The organism is Serratia sp. NPDC087055 (assembly GCF_044900985.1).
Taxonomy (GTDB): Bacteria; Pseudomonadota; Gammaproteobacteria; order Enterobacterales; family Enterobacteriaceae; genus Serratia.
In genome coordinates this window covers 2,827,851-2,846,339 of the sequence record NZ_JBJDOG010000001.1, presented here as the reverse complement: position 1 = coordinate 2,846,339, position 18,489 = coordinate 2,827,851, and the positions used below count along the sequence as shown (strand labels likewise).

At 56.5% G+C, this 18,489-nt stretch carries 21 protein-coding genes; 12 read left to right on the top strand and 9 right to left on the bottom strand.

What is annotated here, in order from left to right; genetic code table 11:
* The first annotated feature begins 64 nt into the window (after positions 1-64).
* Complete coding sequence (locus tag ACI2J2_RS13520) at positions 65-1,288, top strand: MFS transporter (protein ID WP_209636832.1); 1,224 nt, start codon at positions 65-67, stop codon at positions 1,286-1,288.
* Between the two features lie 4 nt (positions 1,289-1,292).
* Entirely contained in the window at positions 1,293-2,177 is an 885-nt protein-coding gene (locus ACI2J2_RS13515) for a siderophore-interacting protein (RefSeq protein ID WP_265554811.1), read from the top strand.
* 9 nt (positions 2,178-2,186) lie between these two features.
* On the opposite strand, the gene ACI2J2_RS13510 is transcribed toward ACI2J2_RS13515, so the two are convergent.
* The 7 genes from ACI2J2_RS13510 to ACI2J2_RS13480 all read right to left on the bottom strand — a co-directional run bounded on the left by ACI2J2_RS13510 (position 2,187) and on the right by ACI2J2_RS13480 (position 7,293).
* Positions 2,187-2,354: a hypothetical protein gene (locus ACI2J2_RS13510; RefSeq protein ID WP_404760238.1), complete on the bottom strand. Its 168-nt coding sequence runs from the start codon at positions 2,352-2,354 to the stop codon at positions 2,187-2,189.
* A 3-nt stretch (positions 2,355-2,357) separates the two neighbouring features.
* Positions 2,358-2,729 (bottom strand): helix-turn-helix domain-containing protein, encoded by a 372-nt coding sequence (locus ACI2J2_RS13505; protein WP_404760237.1) that lies wholly within the window; start codon positions 2,727-2,729, stop codon positions 2,358-2,360.
* A gap of 104 nt (positions 2,730-2,833) precedes the next feature.
* Complete coding sequence (locus ACI2J2_RS13500) at positions 2,834-3,094, bottom strand: type II toxin-antitoxin system RelE/ParE family toxin (RefSeq protein WP_404760236.1); 261 nt, start codon at positions 3,092-3,094, stop codon at positions 2,834-2,836.
* Between the two features lie 609 nt (positions 3,095-3,703).
* Complete coding sequence (gene hpxZ, locus ACI2J2_RS13495) at positions 3,704-4,090, bottom strand: oxalurate catabolism protein HpxZ (RefSeq protein ID WP_265554807.1); 387 nt, start codon at positions 4,088-4,090, stop codon at positions 3,704-3,706.
* A 3-nt stretch (positions 4,091-4,093) separates the two neighbouring features.
* Positions 4,094-5,494, bottom strand: coding sequence for an AtzE family amidohydrolase (locus ACI2J2_RS13490; protein WP_404760235.1), 1,401 nt, complete (start codon positions 5,492-5,494; stop codon positions 4,094-4,096).
* Positions 5,491-5,682: an oxalurate catabolism protein HpxX gene (gene hpxX / locus ACI2J2_RS13485; protein ID WP_209636814.1), complete on the bottom strand. Its 192-nt coding sequence runs from the start codon at positions 5,680-5,682 to the stop codon at positions 5,491-5,493. The genes ACI2J2_RS13490 and hpxX overlap by 4 nt, the downstream gene beginning before the upstream one ends.
* Before the next feature lie 24 nt (positions 5,683-5,706).
* Positions 5,707-7,293: a gamma-glutamyltransferase family protein gene (locus ACI2J2_RS13480; RefSeq protein ID WP_404760234.1), complete on the bottom strand. Its 1,587-nt coding sequence runs from the start codon at positions 7,291-7,293 to the stop codon at positions 5,707-5,709.
* A 270-nt stretch (positions 7,294-7,563) separates the two neighbouring features.
* Here ACI2J2_RS13480 and ACI2J2_RS13475 point away from each other — a divergent pair, with 270 nt between their 5' ends.
* The 10 genes from ACI2J2_RS13475 to ACI2J2_RS13430 all read left to right on the top strand — a co-directional run bounded on the left by ACI2J2_RS13475 (position 7,564) and on the right by ACI2J2_RS13430 (position 16,453).
* The gene (locus ACI2J2_RS13475; protein ID WP_404760233.1) at positions 7,564-8,403 is read left to right on the top strand and encodes a MurR/RpiR family transcriptional regulator; all 840 of its coding nucleotides are present in this window, start codon (positions 7,564-7,566) and stop codon (positions 8,401-8,403) included.
* 218 nt (positions 8,404-8,621) lie between these two features.
* Positions 8,622-9,413: a transporter substrate-binding domain-containing protein gene (locus ACI2J2_RS13470; protein WP_404760232.1), complete on the top strand. Its 792-nt coding sequence runs from the start codon at positions 8,622-8,624 to the stop codon at positions 9,411-9,413.
* 12 nt (positions 9,414-9,425) lie between these two features.
* A complete protein-coding gene (locus ACI2J2_RS13465) occupies positions 9,426-10,091 on the top strand; it encodes an amino acid ABC transporter permease (protein WP_404760231.1) in 666 nt (221 codons plus the stop codon).
* On the top strand, positions 10,091-10,747 hold the full coding sequence (locus tag ACI2J2_RS13460; RefSeq protein WP_404760230.1) for an amino acid ABC transporter permease: 657 nt from the start codon (positions 10,091-10,093) through the stop codon (positions 10,745-10,747). The genes ACI2J2_RS13465 and ACI2J2_RS13460 overlap by 1 nt, the downstream gene beginning before the upstream one ends.
* Entirely contained in the window at positions 10,728-11,474 is a 747-nt protein-coding gene (locus ACI2J2_RS13455; protein WP_209636803.1) for an amino acid ABC transporter ATP-binding protein, read from the top strand. The genes ACI2J2_RS13460 and ACI2J2_RS13455 overlap by 20 nt, the downstream gene beginning before the upstream one ends.
* Positions 11,475-11,632: 158 nt before the next feature.
* Positions 11,633-12,874 (top strand): alanine--glyoxylate aminotransferase family protein, encoded by a 1,242-nt coding sequence (locus tag ACI2J2_RS13450; protein WP_265554791.1) that lies wholly within the window; start codon positions 11,633-11,635, stop codon positions 12,872-12,874.
* Positions 12,874-14,148, top strand: a complete 1,275-nt coding sequence (hpxK, locus tag ACI2J2_RS13445; RefSeq protein ID WP_404760229.1) for an allantoate amidohydrolase — start codon at positions 12,874-12,876, stop codon at positions 14,146-14,148. The genes ACI2J2_RS13450 and hpxK overlap by 1 nt, the downstream gene beginning before the upstream one ends.
* Positions 14,129-14,629, top strand: a complete 501-nt coding sequence (uraD, locus tag ACI2J2_RS13440; protein ID WP_404760228.1) for a 2-oxo-4-hydroxy-4-carboxy-5-ureidoimidazoline decarboxylase — start codon at positions 14,129-14,131, stop codon at positions 14,627-14,629. The genes hpxK and uraD overlap by 20 nt, the downstream gene beginning before the upstream one ends.
* A complete protein-coding gene (gene uraH, locus ACI2J2_RS13435) occupies positions 14,622-14,957 on the top strand; it encodes a hydroxyisourate hydrolase (protein ID WP_209636794.1) in 336 nt (111 codons plus the stop codon). The genes uraD and uraH overlap by 8 nt, the downstream gene beginning before the upstream one ends.
* 143 nt (positions 14,958-15,100) lie before the next feature.
* Positions 15,101-16,453: a nucleobase:cation symporter-2 family protein gene (locus ACI2J2_RS13430; protein ID WP_404760227.1), complete on the top strand. Its 1,353-nt coding sequence runs from the start codon at positions 15,101-15,103 to the stop codon at positions 16,451-16,453.
* A gap of 33 nt (positions 16,454-16,486) precedes the next feature.
* On the opposite strand, the gene ACI2J2_RS13425 is transcribed toward ACI2J2_RS13430, so the two are convergent.
* Both ACI2J2_RS13425 and ACI2J2_RS13420 read right to left on the bottom strand, forming a co-directional pair.
* On the bottom strand, positions 16,487-17,260 hold the full coding sequence (locus tag ACI2J2_RS13425; RefSeq protein WP_265554779.1) for an amidohydrolase: 774 nt from the start codon (positions 17,258-17,260) through the stop codon (positions 16,487-16,489).
* Complete coding sequence (locus ACI2J2_RS13420) at positions 17,248-18,408, bottom strand: pyridoxal phosphate-dependent aminotransferase (RefSeq protein WP_265554777.1); 1,161 nt, start codon at positions 18,406-18,408, stop codon at positions 17,248-17,250. Before ACI2J2_RS13420 ends, ACI2J2_RS13425 begins: the two co-directional genes overlap by 13 nt.
* Positions 18,409-18,489: the final 81 nt, after the last annotated feature.

Here is an 18,489-nt window from a genome sequence, read left to right as displayed (position 1 = left end):
TGATACAATTTTTCAATGAATTGAACATAACCTTATAATTTTATTAACGGTAAATTTACGTTTGATGCCTATTTACTCTCCCCCTAAATCACCGACAATTGGGAATACGTCTCCTTCCAATTGGCCTTTGGCGCTGTGTGCCGGGCTGTTGGGCATCGGGCAAAACGGCCTGCTGGTGGCATTGCCGGTGTTGGTGAGCATGACTCAATTGTCGCTTTCAGTCTGGGCCGGGCTATTGACGCTCGGCTCAATGCTGTTTCTGGTTGGTTCGCCGTGGTGGGGTCGGCAGTCTGAAATACGGGGCTGCAAGTTTGTGGTAACCATGGCATTAGCAGGGTATTTGTTCAGTTTCGCTTTACTGGCATTGGCCGTTTGGGGGTTGTCTGCCGGTTGGCTTTCACCGATGGTGGGGCTAGGTGGACTAATCGTGGCGCGGATTATCTATGGGCTGACGGTATCCGGCATGGTGCCTGCCAGCCAGACCTGGGCTTTGCAGCGTGCAGGTTATGAACAGCGCATGTCGGCGCTGGCGACCATCAGTTCTGGCCTGAGTTGTGGGAGACTGCTTGGACCATTGTGCGCGGCATTGGCGCTGTCGATTCATCCTATGGCGCCGCTGTGGCTGATGGCGATTGCCCCCTTAATCGCCTTGCTGGTGGTGTGTCGCCAGCAAAACGATCCTCCGTTGCCGCCGGTTGCGCATCAGCAAAATCGGCTGCGTCTCAATATGGCACCTTATTTACTGTGCGCGTTGTTGTTGGCCGCGTCGGTTAGCCTGATGCAATTGGGGCTTGCACCGCATTTGACGCGTCTGTTTAGCCACTCCGCCACGACCGTCAGCCATCATGTGGCGGTATTGCTGAGCGTAGCGGCAGCCTGTACGTTGTTGGCGCAGTTCTTGGTGGTGCGTCCACAACGCTTTAGCGCACCGCAGCTACTGCTGATTGCGGCAGTATTGATGGTGGTGGGATTGGGCTTGATGTGTGCTCAACCCTTGGCACTATTTTACACCGGCTGCGCGCTGGCCTCTTTTGGTGCAGCGATGGCAACGCCGGGCTATCAGTTGATGTTGAACGACAAATTATCCACCGGCAAAGGATCTGGCGCGATCGCGACCAGTCATACGTTGGGTTACGGTCTTAGCGCACTGATGGTTCCGGTAGTAGCAAAGTTTTATGGTGAGTCGCAGCTGATCGCGGCGGCTCTGACGATGGCGGTTCTGCTGGGTGGCATCAGCGGCTGGCTGTGGCGCCAGCATCGCATCAGCGTAAAGTCTGCGGGAGAGTAAAGACATGTCCGGCGTATCAAGCTATAGAATTTTTGATATCACACTGAAAGTAAAAGAGAACGTATCGCCTTCCTTGCTGCGCTGCGTTTTCGAGGGACCGGACGTCCATCGCATGAAGCTGGAAGCGCCGGATCAGCGCATCAAACTGTTATTCCCGGCGGAGGAGGGGCAGATCTTGCGTCTGGAAAACAGCGACGACTGGTATCGGGACTATATGGCGATACCGAAAGCGCAGCGCCCGGTGATGCGCACCTATACGCTGCGTGCCTTACGCGTCGAACAAAATCAAATGGACGTCGAATTTGTGCTGCATGGTGTGAATGGGCCAGCCTCTGCCTGGGCGACGCAGGCCAAACCGGGAGATACTCTTCAGACGGTGGCACCCAATGCTGATTTTGACGGTGACAGCGGTGGCTACGAATGGTCACCGCCGAGTGCGTTACAACAGGCTCTGCTGATTGCCGACGAAACGGCTGTGCCGGCGGCGATGGGCATTCTGGAACAGTTGGCGCAACGGGCCAATCCGCCGCGAGTGCAGGCGTTCTTCGAGGTACCGGTGGCGGGCGACTGCCTGAACATGGACCGTTTCCCCTTTGCCGAGGTGTACTGGTTGCCGCGTGACGTCGGGCATCAGCAGGTGCAGGGTACGCTGCTGGTGGAGTCGGTGCGCCAGCGGGTGAATATTCCTGAGTCGGCACGTGAACAAGCGCAGTCGCTGGCGGAAAATAGCCTGGGAGGCGATTTGTTGTGGGAACGTGCAGAAGGCGCGAAAAGCTTCTATGCCTGGGTCGCGGCGGAGTCTTCAGCGGTGAAGGCTTTACGCCGTTACCTGATTGGTGAGCGCGATTTGGATCGATCCACCGTTAACTTTATGGCGTATTGGTGTTGAGTTAATCCATCAATAACCGGCTTCACTTTGGTGACGCACCGTCAGCAGAACTGCGGTGCGACCATCAAAATGATACAACGCGATATAGCCGCTGCCGCCGAAGCCGATCGGCCATTCCCTAAATTCAATATCCATACCGCCATAAAAAACACCCTCACTCAGGAAGGTGTTAGACAAGTCTTATCGGAGCTGAGCAGGCGTGCAGTTGTAGATTTCCGCCAGCTTGGCGAGTGTGGCGGCCTGCGGGCGCTTAGAGCTTTCCAATTGAGACACGGAAGCCTGGGTTACACTCAGCTTTGCGGCAACATCCGCTTGGGATAAGTTGCGATAGATACGCCATGCAGCCAGCAGGCTCACGCCTTCTTTGACCTTGATACTCACGACAGCATGTGGAATTACGTCATCGTCATTGCTATCTGCTGAGTATGGGACATCTTCAAACGCATCATCATCCTCATTCCCGGCCGCTGCTATAAGACGCCTATAGTCATCGATCGGTATGACGGCGTAAGCAACGTTGTCGTTGCTATCTTTGAGAAATTGAACGGACATATTGTGATCCTCGACTTCAGGGATAGTTCATAAATCTAACTTAAGAAATCATACTTCATACTTATTAATTCAAAGGTTAGAGGGGGAATTTCCCCCTGACTTGCTCAGCTGTAGGTGTTTGTTGCCCGGCGCTTGACCATCAGTATTTTGATGACCGTTGGCACCCCATCGATAACTTCAAACAACACTCGGTAATCACCCACCCGCATCCTGTATTCGTTATCGCCATCTTTCATCTTTTTGATATCGAGGTTAACGGTGGGAAACCCTGTCAACTGGTCGACTTTCTCAACGATTTTTCGCCTATACCGCGCATCTATGCTATCCAACTGCTTCTCAGCGCGGCGTGACCAAACTATCTCCATGCGCCTTACCTTTCCCGTCCTTGAAGAACATCGCCTTGCGAAAAATATAAGATTTTTTATCAATTTTCACAAGAGTTTACTTATTATTATTCTTATATTAATCTTATGTTAAATGTGCGAGTGTTCGCCAAGGCAAGTGTTGTGAAGATTGGCTTTATAGCTCCGGCTAAAGTTAAAATCGTTGTTTACTGATTGTCATTCATTGGCTATTTTCGTGAAAAGCATCAACCTAACGATCAGAGAACAAAAGCAATGCACATTACCGTTACAACACAGAACGTACACCAACATAAGAAAAACATCAGGCGTGATGATCTAAAAGGACTAACCTGCTTTATGCAAATGGCACACAGTGTGCGCGTTACGGCATCCTTAGATCATCAGACGATAGTTCGTGGCGTTTTGGGCGAACCTGACAGCCAAGAACATCATCAATTAGCATCTTATTGGCGCTGGGAAGATGTAGACGCAGTAAAGCTGGTAGATGTGCTATACGCGGTCGCTAATGTATAGAAAATGTGGGGGGGCTGGGGTTGTGGTATATAGCCACGAATAGGAAAAGCCCAGATCGCTGGGCTTAATTATCATCCAATTTTTGGGCGATGTGATTTAACTGGCCATCACACTCACGTGCGCTGCTACAATACGCCATCCGCAGGGCAGTTTGGCCCAGGTTTGCATTTGGCGGCCGATGCGTTCGCTGCCTGGACGGCGGAATTCGGTGCTGGCTACCGCCATATCGTCACCGTAGGTGGTGATGACGGTGTTTTCCAACACGCGATCCAGCCCTTTTGATGGGCGCTGCAGACGGAAATCACGGATCTGATCGATGCCGTACAAATTCTCCGTCGCGCCATAACGGACGGTGCGTCCATCGTGCCAGAACAGCTCATCCAATACGTCAATATCATTGCTAATCAACGCCTGCTCATAGCGATAAAAGGCGGCGTTCACCTCTGCCAATACCGCTGGGCGATCAATATGGTCACTCTTCATCTGTTAATCCTGTTTGCCCGGTAAAACACAGGCCGCCACGCCGCGTTGTTCCAGCGCGTAGGCGGCGCGCAGTGCCAGATCCTCCCGCCACGGCGGGGCGATCAACTGCAGACCAATTGGCAGGCCAGAGGCCGTTTTCAGCGGTACTGTCACCACCGGCAAGCCAAGGAAGGAAATAGGTTGTGTCAGCATCCCCATATTGGCACGAATGGGCAGATCGGTTCCGTTGATGCGCATGGTTTCCTGGCCAATGAGCGTGGCGCTGCACGGGGTTGCTGGGGCAATCAAAATGTCCCAGTGTTCAAACAAGGGCAATACCTGCTGCTGGAAATGGGAGCGGAAGCGTTGTGCCTGCACATACCAAGCGGCAGGCAGCATAGCGCCGGCCAACAAGCGCTCACGCGACAATGGCTCAAAGCGTTCAGGTTGGCTACGCAGCAGTGGCAGGTAGTGATTACCGCCCTCGGCTGCGGTGAGTATAAACGCGGCAGAACGTGCCAGTTCAGCCTGTGGCAATTCGACGTCGGCGATGGCTTCAAGTGCCTGAGCGACCTGCTGAACCGCCGCTTTTGCGTCGTCATCGCACCAATGCTGGAAATACCCTGCCAGCACTGCGCAACGTAGCCCTTGTTGTCCACGCGACAGCAAAGACTCGGTTTGGGTGATCGGTTTATCCGCCTGGAAGCGATCGTCGATGTCGGTGCCTTGCATGACGTCATACACCGTTGCCAGATCGCGGACCCGGCGTGCAAAGGGGCCAACATGATCCAGACTGGCGATAAAGGGTTGGCTGCCACTCCGCGACAGGCGACCGAAAGTGGGTTTCAGGCCAAAGATACCGCACAACGAGGCGGGCACACGTATCGAACCGTTGGTATCGCTGCCGAGCGAAAATGTCACTAACCCGGCCGCGACTGCCGCCGCTGAACCGCCGGAGGAGCCGCCGGCAATGCGTGCGGTGTCGTGTGGGTTGCGCGTCGCGCCGTAGTGGCTATTTTCGGTGGTGAAGCCGTAGGCATAGGCGTCCATATTCAGCATGCCGGAGAGCAGCGCACCTTGTGCTGCCAGTTTACTCACCACCCAGGCATCCTGTTTTGCGGGCGGGTTATCGCTGAACAGGCTGGCGCCCGCTAAGGTGGTTTCTCCAGTGACATCGAACAGGTTTTTCACCGCATAGGGGATGGCTGCCAAAGTCGGCAGTACCTGGCCTTTGGCACGAATGCGATCAATATGATCGGCTTCGCTCAGCATTCGTTCGCGGGTGATGTGGGTGTAGGCGTTCAACGAAGGATTGAGAGCATCAAGACGTTCCAGCGTGTGCTGGGCGATCTCACGGGCAGAAATCGCACCCTGATTCAGAGCGGCGCGGATCTCGGCGATCGACAGTTCGCTTAACGGATTCATGCTCGATATACCCCGGCAATTTCCAGACGCTGATCGAGCGGCAAAGCCATCAGCGGTTCGGCCATCGCCGCGATGCGGTTGTACTGGGTCAACAGTTCCTGGCGACGCACGTCATCCAGCTCCAGGGCCAATACGGCTTCCATCTGGCGGATATAGGCTGCCCAGTCTGTGGGGAGTGAGTTGTTCATTGTGTCCTCTTCTAGATAGAGCGGTTAGAAGCCAGCGGCGCTGCCGTTGCTGCGTGGATCAAAAGCGCCTTCAAGCATGCCGTTAGTATGGCGAACAATGGCCCCGGCGTGGCCGACGGCTTCGCTAAAATCAGGCAGCAGTTCCACATCGTGTCCGCGTTGGCGTAAATAGGTCAGGGTTTCCTCAGAGAAGCGTCCTTCAAGCTTCAACGAGTCGGAGCTTTCGCCCCAGGTGCGGCCGAGTAGCCAGCGTGGCGCACTGATCGCTTGTTGCAGCGGTAAACCCTGCACTACATGGCGGACAAATACGGCCGCCTGAGTCTGCGGTTGACCGTCTCCGCCCATGGAGCCGTACACCAGGGTGCGCCCGTCATACAAACGTGCAGCCGCCGGGTTTAAGGTGTGGAAGGGTTGTTTGCCGGGGGCCAGTGCCAACAGGTGGGCCGCATCCAGACTGAAAGAGGCCCCGCGGTTTTGCCACAGCACACCACTTTGCGGCAGCACCACGCCACTGCCGAATTCGTGGTAAATGCTTTGGATAAAGGACACCGCCAGACCGCTGCTGTCCATCACGCCCATCCAGACGGTATCGCCGGGGCCTTTACCTTTCCCCCAGAGAGCGGCCTGCTGGGGATCGATGCGTTGGGCCAGCGCATCCAGATGCTCGTTTGTCAGCAATGCTTGTGGATCTTGCGTCATATGCCGCGGATCTGTGATGAATTGATCGCGCAGGCCGAATGCCAGCTTGGTGGCTTCAACAATTCCATGCACGACGGCCCCTTCGCTGCGGCTGGCAAGCGGTAGCCGGTCGGTTAGCCCGAGGATCGCTAACGACACGAGACCCTGAGTCGGCGGCGTCAGGTTAAAGATCTCGCCTTTCTGATGCTCCAGCCGCAAGGGGGTACGACGGTGTGGTCGATAATCTGCTAGATCCTGCGCGGTGAGTGGCATGCCGAGCTTAGCCATATCCGCCGCCATACTCTGTGCCAGTGGGCCGCGATAGAAACTGTCCAAACCCTCTTCGGCCAGCGTAATCAGCGTGTCCGCCAGCTGCGGCTGGCAAAAACGTTGCCCGGCGTGAGGTATTTCGCCGTGCGGCAGGAAGGTGCGGGCAAAGTGCTCAAAATCCGCCAGTTCGTGATATTTGCTCCGCGTGGCAGCCTCTTGCGAGGCGGTGACCGGAATGCCATCTGCGGCATAGCGAATGGCATCGGCCAGCAGGCGTGGGAGCGGTAATTGTTCGCCGCCCAGTTCGACCGAATAATCCAACGCTTCCTGCCAGCCGCCAAGGGTCCCCGCGACAGTCAGTGCCGCTTTGGGGCCTCTATGCGGAATGTGGCTTTCGCCGGCGTAAAAATCCAGCGTCGCCAAAGAGCCGGCTGCACCGCTGGCATCGATCGCCACCGGATCGCCCTGTGGCGGGACGATCAACCAAAAACCGTCACCCCCCAAACCGTTCATATGTGGGTAGACCACGGCGATAGTGGCGGCAGCGGCGACCATCGCTTCAATTGCGTTTCCGCCTTCACGCAATACCGCCAGTGCACTTTCGCTGGCGAGGTGATGCGGCGTGACGGCCATGCCCAATGGCGCAGTGTTGCTGTTAATCATTTCTTGGCCCTTGTTTGAAGTCAGCATCTGCCTTAAACACAAGCAAGAGACGTTCCATGTTTTCGTGAAGGGCAATAATCGCTTGCCAGCAGGTAGCTTGAGCGTGCTATGTTCCGCTGAAACAAAGGTTACAACCCCCGTCCTATTTCACATTACCGCGGCGTTGACTTCTGCGCCCACCCCCAGTCACTTAACTGACTGAGCTTCTGGGGGTTGCTCGGTTGCCACCGGGCTGCACGTTGATAATTATGGGGGACAGCAGGAGCAGCAATGAAGCAGATAGACGAACGCTTGCGCGGTGAATATCCGCAGCTCACGCCGCAGGAACAGCGGGTGGCTGACTTTATTTTCGATCACTTTGATGACCTGATCAGCTACAACAGCGCTGAGCTGGCGCGCCTGAGCGGCGTGTCCAAAGCCACGGTCAGCCGCCTGTTCAAACGCCTGGGCTACCCGAGCTACCGTACTATGCGCGACGAATTGCGCACCTTGCGCCAAAGCGGTATGCCCTTGACGGATAATCGTGATGCGGTACAGGGCAACACCTTGTTGGCGCGGCACTACAAACAGGAAATGGCTAATCTCACCCACTGGGTGAACCACATGGATACCCATCAGTTCACGGCGGTGATCGCCGCTTTGGTGCAGGCGCGGCGAGTAGTACTGATGGGGTTTCGCAACAGCTACCCGGTCGCGATGCACCTGCGCCAGCAGCTGATGCAAGTCCGTGAGCAGGTCCTGCTGGTGCCGCAACCTGGCCAGACGCTGGCAGAAGAGCTGGTTGATTTGGATAAACGGGATGTGGCCGTGATGGTGGCTTTCCGCCGCAGGCCGCGGCAGCTGCGGGCATTGCTGACGCAGCTGCAGGGGCAACAGGTACCGACGCTGCTGGTGTGCGAGCCTCAAGCACAGGCGTTGATCCCGTTGGCGAGCTGGCATCTGGCGACGCCACTTGATAGCGTTTCTGCTTTCGACAGTTATTCCGCAGCCATGAGCCTGGCGAATCTGCTGAGCAACGCCTTGCTGCACGAGACGCTGGCGCAAGGGCGTCAACGCATTCACCAGATCGCAGATCTGTATAGCGATTTGGACGAGCTGGAGCAGCGCTGATCTCAGCGCTATTTTGGTGCTTTCGCACTTTGATGGTGCGTTATTTTCCCGTTTGATGGATGAGCCTTGCCCTGTCCATGGCAGGCTAATCCCCCTCCTGATGCCCTCACTGACGGGCAGTCATACCAAACATTCCCAATACCGTGAATTGGCACATTAGTTGCAAAGTGATAATCAAAGAATCTTTTGTTTCATCATTTCACCATCGGGGATAATCTATGAACTTCAAGAAAATCGGGGTAGCGGCGTTAGGTGCGGTGTTGTTGATGGCGCAGGCCGCAACGGCGATGGCGGATCAACTGCAAGAAATCCAGCAGCGCGGCGTGTTGCGGGTCGCAGTACCTCAGGATTTTCCGCCGTTTGGCTCGGTGGGTACCGATCTGCAGCCTCAGGGTTATGACATCGATATGGCGCAGTATCTGGCCAATAAGATGAAACTTAAGTTGCAGCTGGTGCCCGTGACCAGCGCCAACCGCGTGCCCTATCTGCAGACCAACAAGGTCGATCTGGTGATCTCCAGTTTGGGGAAAAATGCAGAGCGTGAAAAGGCCATCGCTTTCAGCCGCACCTATGCACCCTTCTTCCTTGGGGTGTTTGGCCCTAAAGACACTGCGTTGGGCGACGCTGCACAACTGGACGGTAAAACCATTGGCGTCACGCGCGGAGCGGTGGAAGACATGGTGCTGAGCGACACTGCGCCCAAGGGCGCGCAGATTAAGCGATATGAGGATAACAACACCACGCTGTCGGCCTATCTTTCCGGGCAAGTGCAATACATCGCCACCGGGAATTTGGTGGTGAGTGCGATTGCGCGGCAGAACCCGACCAAAGCGCCAGTAGCCAAATTCATGCTTAAAGATTCCCCGTGCTACGTAGGCCTGCGCTTGGGGGAGCCGGCCCTGAAAGCAAAAGTGGATGAACTGATTGAACAGGCGTTGAAAGACAACACCCTGAATGGCCTGTCGGAAAAATGGCTGAAAGCGCCGTTGCCTGCCAACTTTGGCGCATAACGGGGGCACCTGATGACCTATCAGCTTAACTTTCCTGCTCTGTGGCCTTACCTGCCTGAGTTGCTGGCGGGTCTGCTGACCACCATTGAACTGACGGCCATGGCTACGGTGCTGGGGGTCACACTGGGTATTTTTGGCGCGGCGCTCCGCAGCGGCAAGGCTAACCTGCTCAGCCATGTTTGGGGTGTTTACGTTGAGATTGTGCGTAATACGCCGTTTGTGGTGCAGCTGTTCTTTATTGTATTTGGCCTGCCAAGTCTGGGATGGAAGCTGACCGCCGGGCAGGCGGCATTGCTGGCGATGGTGGTTAATCTGGGCGCGTACAGCACCGAAATCATCCGTGCAGGTATTCAGGTCACGCCGAAAGGCCAGTGGGAGGCGGGGCGAGTGCTCGGTTTCAGTCGAAGCCAGACGTTTTTACGCATCGTGCTACCGCCGTCGCTTCAACGGATTTATCCGGCGCTGGTCAGCCAGTGCATCATTGTCATGCTGGGTTCATCGGTGGTGTCACAGGTGTCTTTTGAGGAGCTGACGTTTGCTGCCAACCTGATCCAGTCGCGCACCTTCCTCAGCTTTGAGGTGTATCTGGTGACGGCGCTGTTTTACCTGCTGTTATCCATATTGATGCGCCAACTCTTGCTGGCCGCCGGACGCCGTTTTTTAGGGAGCCAAGGCTGATGCTGACATTTACCGATTGGGACATTGTGCGCAATTTGCTGTTGGCGGCGCGCTGGACGCTGTTGTTATCACTAACGGCATTTATTGGCGGTACTTTGGTGACCTTGCCGCTGTTACTGCTACGCCTGAGCAAGCGTAAGTGGGCACTGCGTTTTGTTCGCGGCTATACCGAATTGTTTCAGGGGACGCCGCTGCTGATGCAGCTGTTCCTGGCATTCTTTGGCCTGGCACTGTTCGGCATTGATGTTAGCCCCTGGACAGCCGCCGCGTTGGCATTGACGTTATTCACCAGCGCATTCCTGGTGGATATCTGGTCCGGCAGCATTGCTGCATTACCGAAGGGCCAGTGGGAGGCATCACGCTGCCTTGGGCTGAGTTTTGGTCAGACACTGACGCGGGTGGTGGTGCCACAGGCAGTACGCATTGCCATCGCACCGACCGTCGGTTTTTCCGTTCAGGTCATTAAAGGCACTGCACTGGCGTCGATCATTGGTTTTGTCGAACTGACCAAGGCCGGCACCATGCTGAATAACGTCACGTATCAACCTTTTAAAGTTTTCGGTCTGGTCGCACTGGGGTATTTCCTGATGTGCTACCCGTTGTCGCGCTACAGCCATTATTTGGAGAAGAAATTCCATGCCGCTCATCACAATTAATCAGGTTCAAAAGTATTACGGTCAGAACCATGTGCTGAAGGGCGTGGATCTGGATATTGATATGGGGCAGGTGATTTCAATCATCGGTCGCAGCGGTTCCGGTAAAAGCACGCTGTTACGTTGCATCAATGGGCTGGAAGGTTATCAGGAAGGCAGCATTAAACTGGGTGGCATGACCATCACCGATCGCGATTCACAGGCGCGAGAAATCAGTAAATCCGTAGGCATGGTGTTCCAAAACTTCAATTTATTCCCGCACATGACCGCGCTAGAGAACGTGATGCTTGCACCTCGGCGGGTGCTGAAAAAAAGCCCGGCTGAATGCCGCGAGCTGGCGGAAGAGATGTTGAACAAGGTTGGGCTGAGCGAACGTATGCATTATTCACCGGCGAACCTTTCCGGCGGGCAGCAGCAGCGTGTGGCGATTGCCCGCGCTTTGGCGATGAACCCGAAGGTGTTGCTGTGTGACGAAATTACCTCCGCGTTGGATCCCGAGCTGGTGGGCGAAGTGCTGAAAGTGTTGGAACAGCTGGCCAAAGAGGGCATGACGCTGATCCTGGTGACCCATGAAATGAATTTTGCCCGTGAGGTCGGTGACCGGGTGGTGTTTATGCACCAGGGCAAAGTGTGGGAGCAAGGCGACAGCCGCACGCTGTTTGCCAACCCGCAAACGCAGGAATTAAAACAGTTTATCGCGTCGGTCCGCGGTTTGTCCGAGAACGGATAAACGTAAATCTCTACCCAATAGATTTCAAGATGCAGGAAGGCGGCAACGCAGTGAGTCCTTGGGAGCGTACAAGTAGTACGTGACCAAGGCGAGCGAGGAAAGCCAACGCATCTGCAACTTGAAAGATGAAGGGTATATTAAGTTGGCAAGGAATGAACATGTTAGATATCGCAAAATTCGATCAGATTAACCCCCCCGCCCGCCTGCTGATGGGGCCGGGGCCGATCAACGCCGATCCGCGTGTGTTGCGTGCCATGTCGAGTCAATTGATTGGCCAGTACGATCCCGCGATGACGGGCTACATGAATCAGGTCATGGAACTGTATCGCGCGTTGTTCCGCACCGAAAACCGCTGGACCCTGTTGGTGGACGGTACTTCCCGTTCGGGTATTGAAGCGATGCTGGTTTCCTCAATCCGCCCAGGGGACAAGGTGCTGGTACCGGTATTTGGCCGTTTCGGTCATCTGCTGTGTGAGATTGCCCGCCGTTGTCGTGCTGAAGTGCACACCATTGAGGTTCCCTGGGGCGAGGTGTTCAGTGCGGACCAGATTGAAGATGCCATCAAGAAGGTGCGCCCGCGCCTGCTGTTAACGGTGCAGGGCGATACCTCCACCACCATGTTACAGCCACTGGAGGCGTTGGGGGATATTTGCCGCCGCCACGGTGTGCTGTTTTATACCGATGCGACCGCTTCGTTTGCCGGTAACCCGCTGGAAACAGATGCATGGGGGCTAGATGCAGTCTCCGCCGGGTTGCAGAAATGCCTGGGTGGCCCGTCCGGCAGTTCGCCCATCACCCTCAGCCCGCAATTTGAAGAGATAGTTCGCCGCCGTAAATGTGTGGAACAGGGCATTCGCACCGCAGACCATGCCGATGGCGACGACGAGATGATCTACTCCAACTATTTCGATCTCGGCATGATCATGGATTACTGGGGGCCAGAGCGCCTGAACCACCACACCGAAGCCACCAGTATGCTGTTCGCCGCGCGTGAGTGCGCCCGGGTGATCCTGGAAGAGGGGCTGGATAACACCATTGCCCGCCACAAGCTGCACGGTGCCGCAATGTTGGCCGGCATTCAGGGTATGGGGCTTGAGGTCTTCGGCGATCTCGATAACCGGATGAATAACGTGCTTGGCGTGGTGATCCCGCCACAGGTGCAGGGCGAGCAGGTACGTCAGATGATGCTGAATGATTTTGCCATCGAGATCGGTACGTCCTTTGGCCCGCTGCAAGGCAAGATCTGGCGCATCGGTACCATGGGTTACAACGCACGTAAAGACTGTGTGTTGCAGACGCTCACCGCGCTGGAAGCCGTGCTGAATCGGCTGGGCTTCGCCAGTAAACAGGGGGAAGCGCTGCAGGCGGCCTGGAACACCTACGACGACGGGAGCCGTTGATGACGGCGTTGTTAACCGCCCAAGCGGCGGAGCTGGCGGCGGCGCGGGTGATGGCCCGTTGTGACGAACTGGCAGCGATCAGTGCGACGCCAGGCGAATTGACGCGGGTTTATTTATCGCCGGAGCATCGACGCGCCAACCTGTTGGTAGGCGACTGGATGCGGACTCTCGGCATGACGGTCTGGCAAGACAGCGTTGGCAATATTTGTGGCCGTTATGAAGGCCAAACGCCGGGCGCTCCCGCGCTGTTGCTCGGGTCGCATTTGGATACGGTGCGCAACGCTGGGCGTTATGACGGCATGCTCGGCGTATTGACTGCGCTGGAAGTGGTGGCGCATTTGCATCAGCAGCAACGGCGTTTACCGATCGCCGTTGAAGTGATTGGCTTTGCCGATGAAGAAGGCACGCGCTTTAGTATCGCCCTGTTGGGTAGCCGGGGCATTACCGGCCAGTGGCCGGCAGACTGGCTGGAAAGGACTGACGACGAGGGTATCAGCGTGGCGCAGGCACTGCGTGATTTTGGTCTTGATCCCGCGGCGGTCGGTGAGGCGCGGCGCGCGCAAAGTGATATCTGCGGGTATTTGGAAGTGCACATTGAGCAGGGGCCATGCCTGGAAGCCGCCGATCTGGCGCTGGGTGTGGTAACGGCGATTAACGGTGCTCGGCGTCTAAACTGCACCTTCACCGGCGAGGCAGGCCATGCCGGTACCGTGCCGATGGGGCAACGTAAAGACGCCCTGGCGGCAGCGGCGGAGTGGATGGTGGCGGTTGAGGCGATAACCTGCGCCAGCGATGGGCACTTGGTGGCGACCGTGGGGCAGATAGAAAGCCTGCCGGGAGCGGTCAATGTGATCCCCGGAGAGGTCACATTGTCGCTCGACGTGCGTGGCCCGGAAGACGGCCCGCTGGCGGTGCTGCTGACGCAACTATTGGCGCAGGCAAACGCGATTTGCGCACGTCGGGGACTGCGTTTTTCCAGTGAGGAGTTTTACCGCATAAATGCAACAGAGTGTGATGCAAATTTGCAACGTCGCTGGCAACAGAGCGTGGTCGCGGCGCAAGGGCGCAGCATCGCGTTGCCGAGCGGTGCCGGGCACGACGCGATTGCGTTAGCGGCCTGTTGGCCAGTGGGTATGCTGTTTGTTCGTTGCGATCGTGGCATCAGCCACCATCCGGCTGAAGCCGTAAGTCAGGCAGATGTGGCGTTGGCCATACAGGCTTACTGCCAAACGGTAGCCAGTTGGGAGTTTCCTGATGAACCTGCAACAGTTTAACCAATTATCCGTGGCGGAAGCCGAGCTGCGGCTGCGGCCCTGCGTAAACATTGCCGCCTGGATAGCCGCGGTGATCGCAGCGCGGCCATTCAGCAGCAGTGATGCCGCGCTGGCTGTCGCCTGGCAGGCGGCACAGAACTGGCGGTCTGAAGAGGTCAGCCTGGCCTTGGCGCAGCATCCGCGTATCGGTGAGCGTGCGAAAGGCATGGAGCAGGACGCCCAGTTTTCAGCGCGTGAGCAAGCGGCGGTCAACGCACAGGATACTGAGCTTGCCCAAGCGCTGCAGGCAGGTAACCAGCGTTATGAGGCGCAATTTGGGCAGGTATTTTTAATCCGTGCCGCCGGTCGAGATGGGTTCGCCATCCTGCGTGAGCTGGAAAGACGATTGAAAAACAGTGCGGAGCAGGAACGGCAGGAAACCGCCGAACAGCTGCGTGAGATCGTGATGCTGCGTTTTAAGGAGTTACTGAGCGATGAGTAAAATAAGCACCCATATTTTGGATACGTCACTCGGTAAACCTGCTGCAGGTGTACGGTTGTGGCTGGAGTTCGAGCAAGACGGGCAGTGGCAGACATTGGCCGAAGGCCATACGGATACCGATGGCCGCGCGCGCGATCTGACCGCTGACAGCCTGGCCACCGGACATTACCGCCTGTCTGCCGATCTTGGCGCTTACTTTGCTGCCGATCGGCGTGCGACGCTGTACGCGACGGCAATTATCGATTTTGTCATCAATGATGATGCCCAGCATTACCATTTGCCGCTGCTCATCAGCCCGTATTCCTACTCAACCTACCGGGGCAGCTAAACGCCGTGTTTAATGGGGGCCATTTTGGGTTGGGGCAGTGCTCGGCCTCCTCACGGACTTCATGTATGCCCTGGGGATCCCCACACTGACGGCGACAATAACGCCAATTGACGTTGTTCTACATGCATATTGACGAGGTTCTTATGGCTCTGTCTCAGGATAAGGGTGCGGCTTCGTGCTGCCCGGAAAATGAAAAATTGCCGTTGGTAAAAACGTTCGCCTACGGTCTGCAACATATTCTGACGATGTACGGCGGGATCATTGCGCCGCCGCTGATCATAGGTTCAGCCGCAGGATTAAGCGCACCACAGATTGGCATGCTGGTGACGGCGGCGTTGTTTGTCAGCGGGTTGGCTACGCTGTTGCAAACGCTTGGTGTGCCCGGCTTCGGTTCTCGTCTGCCGTTGGTGCAGGGCGTTTCCTTTGCGGGTGTTGCGACCATGGTGACCATCGTCACCGGCGACGGCGGCCTGCCCGCGGTATTTGGCGCGGTGATCGTCGCTTCTCTGGTGGGGCTGCTGATCGCGCCATTTTTCTCGCACATTATCCGCTACTTCCCACCGGTGGTGACCGGCACGGTGGTGACGGTGATCGGGTTGTCATTGATGCCGGTGGCGGTACGTTGGGCGATGGGGGGGAATGCCAAGGCGGCAGACTGGGGATCAACCGGAAATATTGGTCTGGCGGCGTTCACACTGGCGGTCATTTTATTGCTCAATAAAGTGGGGTCACCGGCGTTGAAACGCTTATCCGTGCTGTTGGCGATGGCCGTCGGCTGCGCGGTGGCGGTGCTGGTGGGCAAGGTCAGTTTTGCTGCTGTGGGGACCGGGCCATGGGTGGCATTCCCCGAGCCCTTCGTGTATGGCTGGCCCACCTTCGAATTGAGCGCAGTGTTATCCATGCTATTGATCGTACTGGTGCTGCTGACGGAAACCACGGCGGGGCTAATGGCGGTGGGCGAGATTGTCGGTTCACCGGTCAATGCGCGCCGGATCGCCAATGGCTTACGTGCCGATATGCTGTCGAGTGCGTTGTCGCCGGTGTTCAACTCATTCCCGCAAAGTTCGTTTGCCCAGAACATTGGGCTGGTGGCAATCACCGGCGTGAAGAGCCGTTTTGTCGTCAGCGCCGGCGGTGCAATTTTGGTGCTGCTGGGCGTTTTGCCGGTGCTGGGTCGGTTAGTCGCCTGCATTCCGTTACCGGTACTGGGCGGTGCCGGCGTGGTGTTGTTTGGCTCGGTGGCTGCCAGCGGCATTCGTACCCTGGCAAAAGTGGATTATAAGGACAACATGAATTTGGTGGTGGTGGCGACGGCGATTGCCTTCGGCATGATCCCGATAGTGATGCCGACCTTTTACGATCAGTTCCCAAATGGGGTGCGTACCTTGCTGCATTCCGGCATCAGCGCTTCGTGCCTGGTGGCGTTACTGTTAAACCTGCTGTTTAACCGTATTGAGAGCGCAGAAGAAAAAACGGGCGAGGAAGAACTGTCTTGACGTTACGGGCGTAGAGGACCACGCCCGTCATCATTAATCGTGGCGCAGGAAGCTGTCGGCATCACGCCAGGCCGGGAAGGCGCTGCGGTAGTTTTGCAGGGTTTCCAGCGACAATTCTGCATCCAACTGTGCGGCGGCGAATGGCTCAACGTGCGCCAGCGTCTCTCCCTGCGGGCTGATGATCAGGCTGTCACCGCTGTAGTTTAGCCCATTGCCGTCCTCGCCAACGCGATTGCAACCCGCCACGTACACCTGGTTTTCAATGGCGCGTGCTGCCAACAGTGTTTGCCAGTGTTTGCTGCGCGGCGCTGGCCAGTTGGCGACGTACAACGCCAGATCGTAATCTTGTTGATAACGGGACCACACCGGGAAGCGCAAGTCATAACAAATCTGCGGCAGAATCCGCCAGCCACGCCATTCAAAAATTTCACGCCGTTTGCCCGCCTGATAATGCAGGTGTTCGCCAGCCATGCGGAATAAATGGCGCTTATCGTAGGCATGTACCCGACCGTTCGGCTCAACCAGCAGGAACCGGTTTACCGCGCCTTCGGGGGTTTTTAGCGCCACGCTGCCACCGACCAGCGCGTTGCTTTTGCTCGCCCAGCCGTGTAGCCAGTCGATCACCTGCCGTTCCGGCAGTGCACTTTCCCCGGCATCCATAGCAAAACCGGTTGTGAACATTTCCGGCAGCACAATCAAATCGCGTCCACTTAACGGTGCCAGCAGCGTATCAAAATGACGCAGGTTGGCCTCACCGTCGCGCCAGACCAAGGGGTGCTGCAACAGGGTAATTTTTAAAGTCGACATAACCGCTCCGCAGCTGCATCCAGCGTGGCATCTTGTTTAGCGAAGCACAGCCGGATCAATTTATGGGGGAAAGGATCGGCACAGAAGACCGACAGCGGGATCGCCGCCACGCCCACGTGCTCAGTTAACCAATGGCAGAACGCCACGTCGTCCAGATCGGAGACGGCGCTGTAATCTGCCAACAGGAAGTATGTACCTTCACAGGGGAGAATTTCCAGTCGGCTGTTTGATAATGCCTGTACAAAACGATCGCGCTTGGCGCGGTAAAACGCCGATAACTGCTGCCAATGTTCTGGTTCGCTGCGCAACATATCCGCCAGTGCCAATTGCGCCGGGGTGTTGACGGAGAAGGTCAGGTATTGATGCACTTTACGTACTTCAGCACTCAGCGCTTCCGGGGCCACGCAGTAACCCACTTTCCATCCGGTCATGTGGAAGGTTTTACCGAAAGAGGACACGGCGATCGCACGCTGACGCAATTGTGGGTGAGCTAATACGCTGGTGTGGCCACCTTTGGCGAAACAAATGTGCTCGTAGACTTCGTCGCTGAGGACATAGATTTCGCGATCGCTGATTGCGCGCCACAGTTGCTGCATATCCTCCGCTTGCCAGGCTGTGGCGGACGGATTGTGTGGCGTATTGAGGATCACCAGACGGGTGCGTGGCGACAGTAATTGAGAAAACTGTTGCCAGTCTACGCTGAACGCCGGCGGTTGCAGCGCAATGCGTTGTAGCGTGCCGCCAGACAAGGCCACCGCCGGAGCATAGCTGTCGTAGCTGGGATCAAAACAGATCACTTCATCGCCGGGGCGTACTAACGCGCTGATGGCGGCAAACAGGGCTTCGGTGGCACCGGCCGTGACGGTGACTTCGGTGGTGGCGTCTGGCAGCCAGCCATACAAAGCCGCCGTTTTTTCAGCGATGGCCTCGCGTAAAGGGGCGACGCCGGTCATTGGCGCATATTGGTTAGCGCCCTGGCTGACATGCCAGGCTAAGCGCTCTTTCAGGTAATCGGGGCCATCGAAATCGGGAAAGCCCTGCGACAGGTTGATCGCCTGATGCTGCGCCGCCAGTGCGCTCATCTGGGTGAAAATGGTCGTGCCCAGTGCGGGCAATTTACTTTCGGGGATCCATGCTGAAGTGCTCATAGCAGGCTAATACTCCTGGCGCTTATGTTGCCGTCAATATAACACGATGTTAGTATTTGGCAATCAAGACGCTTAGATGGC

Excerpts from the sequence above, each read along its gene's own strand:
- ACI2J2_RS13480 (WP_404760234.1), bottom strand. The coding sequence starts at position 7,293 with ATGATTAACAGCAACACTGCGCCATTGGGCATGGCCGTCACGCCGCAT.
- ACI2J2_RS13520 (WP_209636832.1), top strand. The coding sequence starts at position 65 with ATGCCTATTTACTCTCCCCCTAAATCACCGACAATTGGGAATACGTCT.
- ACI2J2_RS13505 (WP_404760237.1), bottom strand. The coding sequence starts at position 2,729 with ATGTCCGTTCAATTTCTCAAAGATAGCAACGACAACGTTGCTTACGCC.
- ACI2J2_RS13470 (WP_404760232.1), top strand. The coding sequence starts at position 8,622 with ATGAACTTCAAGAAAATCGGGGTAGCGGCGTTAGGTGCGGTGTTGTTG.
- ACI2J2_RS13425 (WP_265554779.1), bottom strand. The coding sequence starts at position 17,260 with ATGTCGACTTTAAAAATTACCCTGTTGCAGCACCCCTTGGTCTGGCGC.
- hpxX (WP_209636814.1), bottom strand. The coding sequence starts at position 5,682 with ATGAACAACTCACTCCCCACAGACTGGGCAGCCTATATCCGCCAGATG.
- hpxZ (WP_265554807.1), bottom strand. The coding sequence starts at position 4,090 with ATGAAGAGTGACCATATTGATCGCCCAGCGGTATTGGCAGAGGTGAAC.
- ACI2J2_RS13455 (WP_209636803.1), top strand. The coding sequence starts at position 10,728 with ATGCCGCTCATCACAATTAATCAGGTTCAAAAGTATTACGGTCAGAAC.
- ACI2J2_RS13430 (WP_404760227.1), top strand. The coding sequence starts at position 15,101 with ATGGCTCTGTCTCAGGATAAGGGTGCGGCTTCGTGCTGCCCGGAAAAT.
- ACI2J2_RS13420 (WP_265554777.1), bottom strand. The coding sequence starts at position 18,408 with ATGAGCACTTCAGCATGGATCCCCGAAAGTAAATTGCCCGCACTGGGC.
- hpxK (WP_404760229.1), top strand. The coding sequence starts at position 12,874 with ATGACGGCGTTGTTAACCGCCCAAGCGGCGGAGCTGGCGGCGGCGCGG.
- ACI2J2_RS13475 (WP_404760233.1), top strand. The coding sequence starts at position 7,564 with ATGAAGCAGATAGACGAACGCTTGCGCGGTGAATATCCGCAGCTCACG.
- uraD (WP_404760228.1), top strand. The coding sequence starts at position 14,129 with ATGAACCTGCAACAGTTTAACCAATTATCCGTGGCGGAAGCCGAGCTG.
- ACI2J2_RS13460 (WP_404760230.1), top strand. The coding sequence starts at position 10,091 with ATGCTGACATTTACCGATTGGGACATTGTGCGCAATTTGCTGTTGGCG.
- ACI2J2_RS13515 (WP_265554811.1), top strand. The coding sequence starts at position 1,293 with ATGTCCGGCGTATCAAGCTATAGAATTTTTGATATCACACTGAAAGTA.
- ACI2J2_RS13490 (WP_404760235.1), bottom strand. The coding sequence starts at position 5,494 with ATGAATCCGTTAAGCGAACTGTCGATCGCCGAGATCCGCGCCGCTCTG.
- ACI2J2_RS13465 (WP_404760231.1), top strand. The coding sequence starts at position 9,426 with ATGACCTATCAGCTTAACTTTCCTGCTCTGTGGCCTTACCTGCCTGAG.
- ACI2J2_RS13500 (WP_404760236.1), bottom strand. The coding sequence starts at position 3,094 with ATGGAGATAGTTTGGTCACGCCGCGCTGAGAAGCAGTTGGATAGCATA.
- uraH (WP_209636794.1), top strand. The coding sequence starts at position 14,622 with ATGAGTAAAATAAGCACCCATATTTTGGATACGTCACTCGGTAAACCT.
- ACI2J2_RS13450 (WP_265554791.1), top strand. The coding sequence starts at position 11,633 with ATGTTAGATATCGCAAAATTCGATCAGATTAACCCCCCCGCCCGCCTG.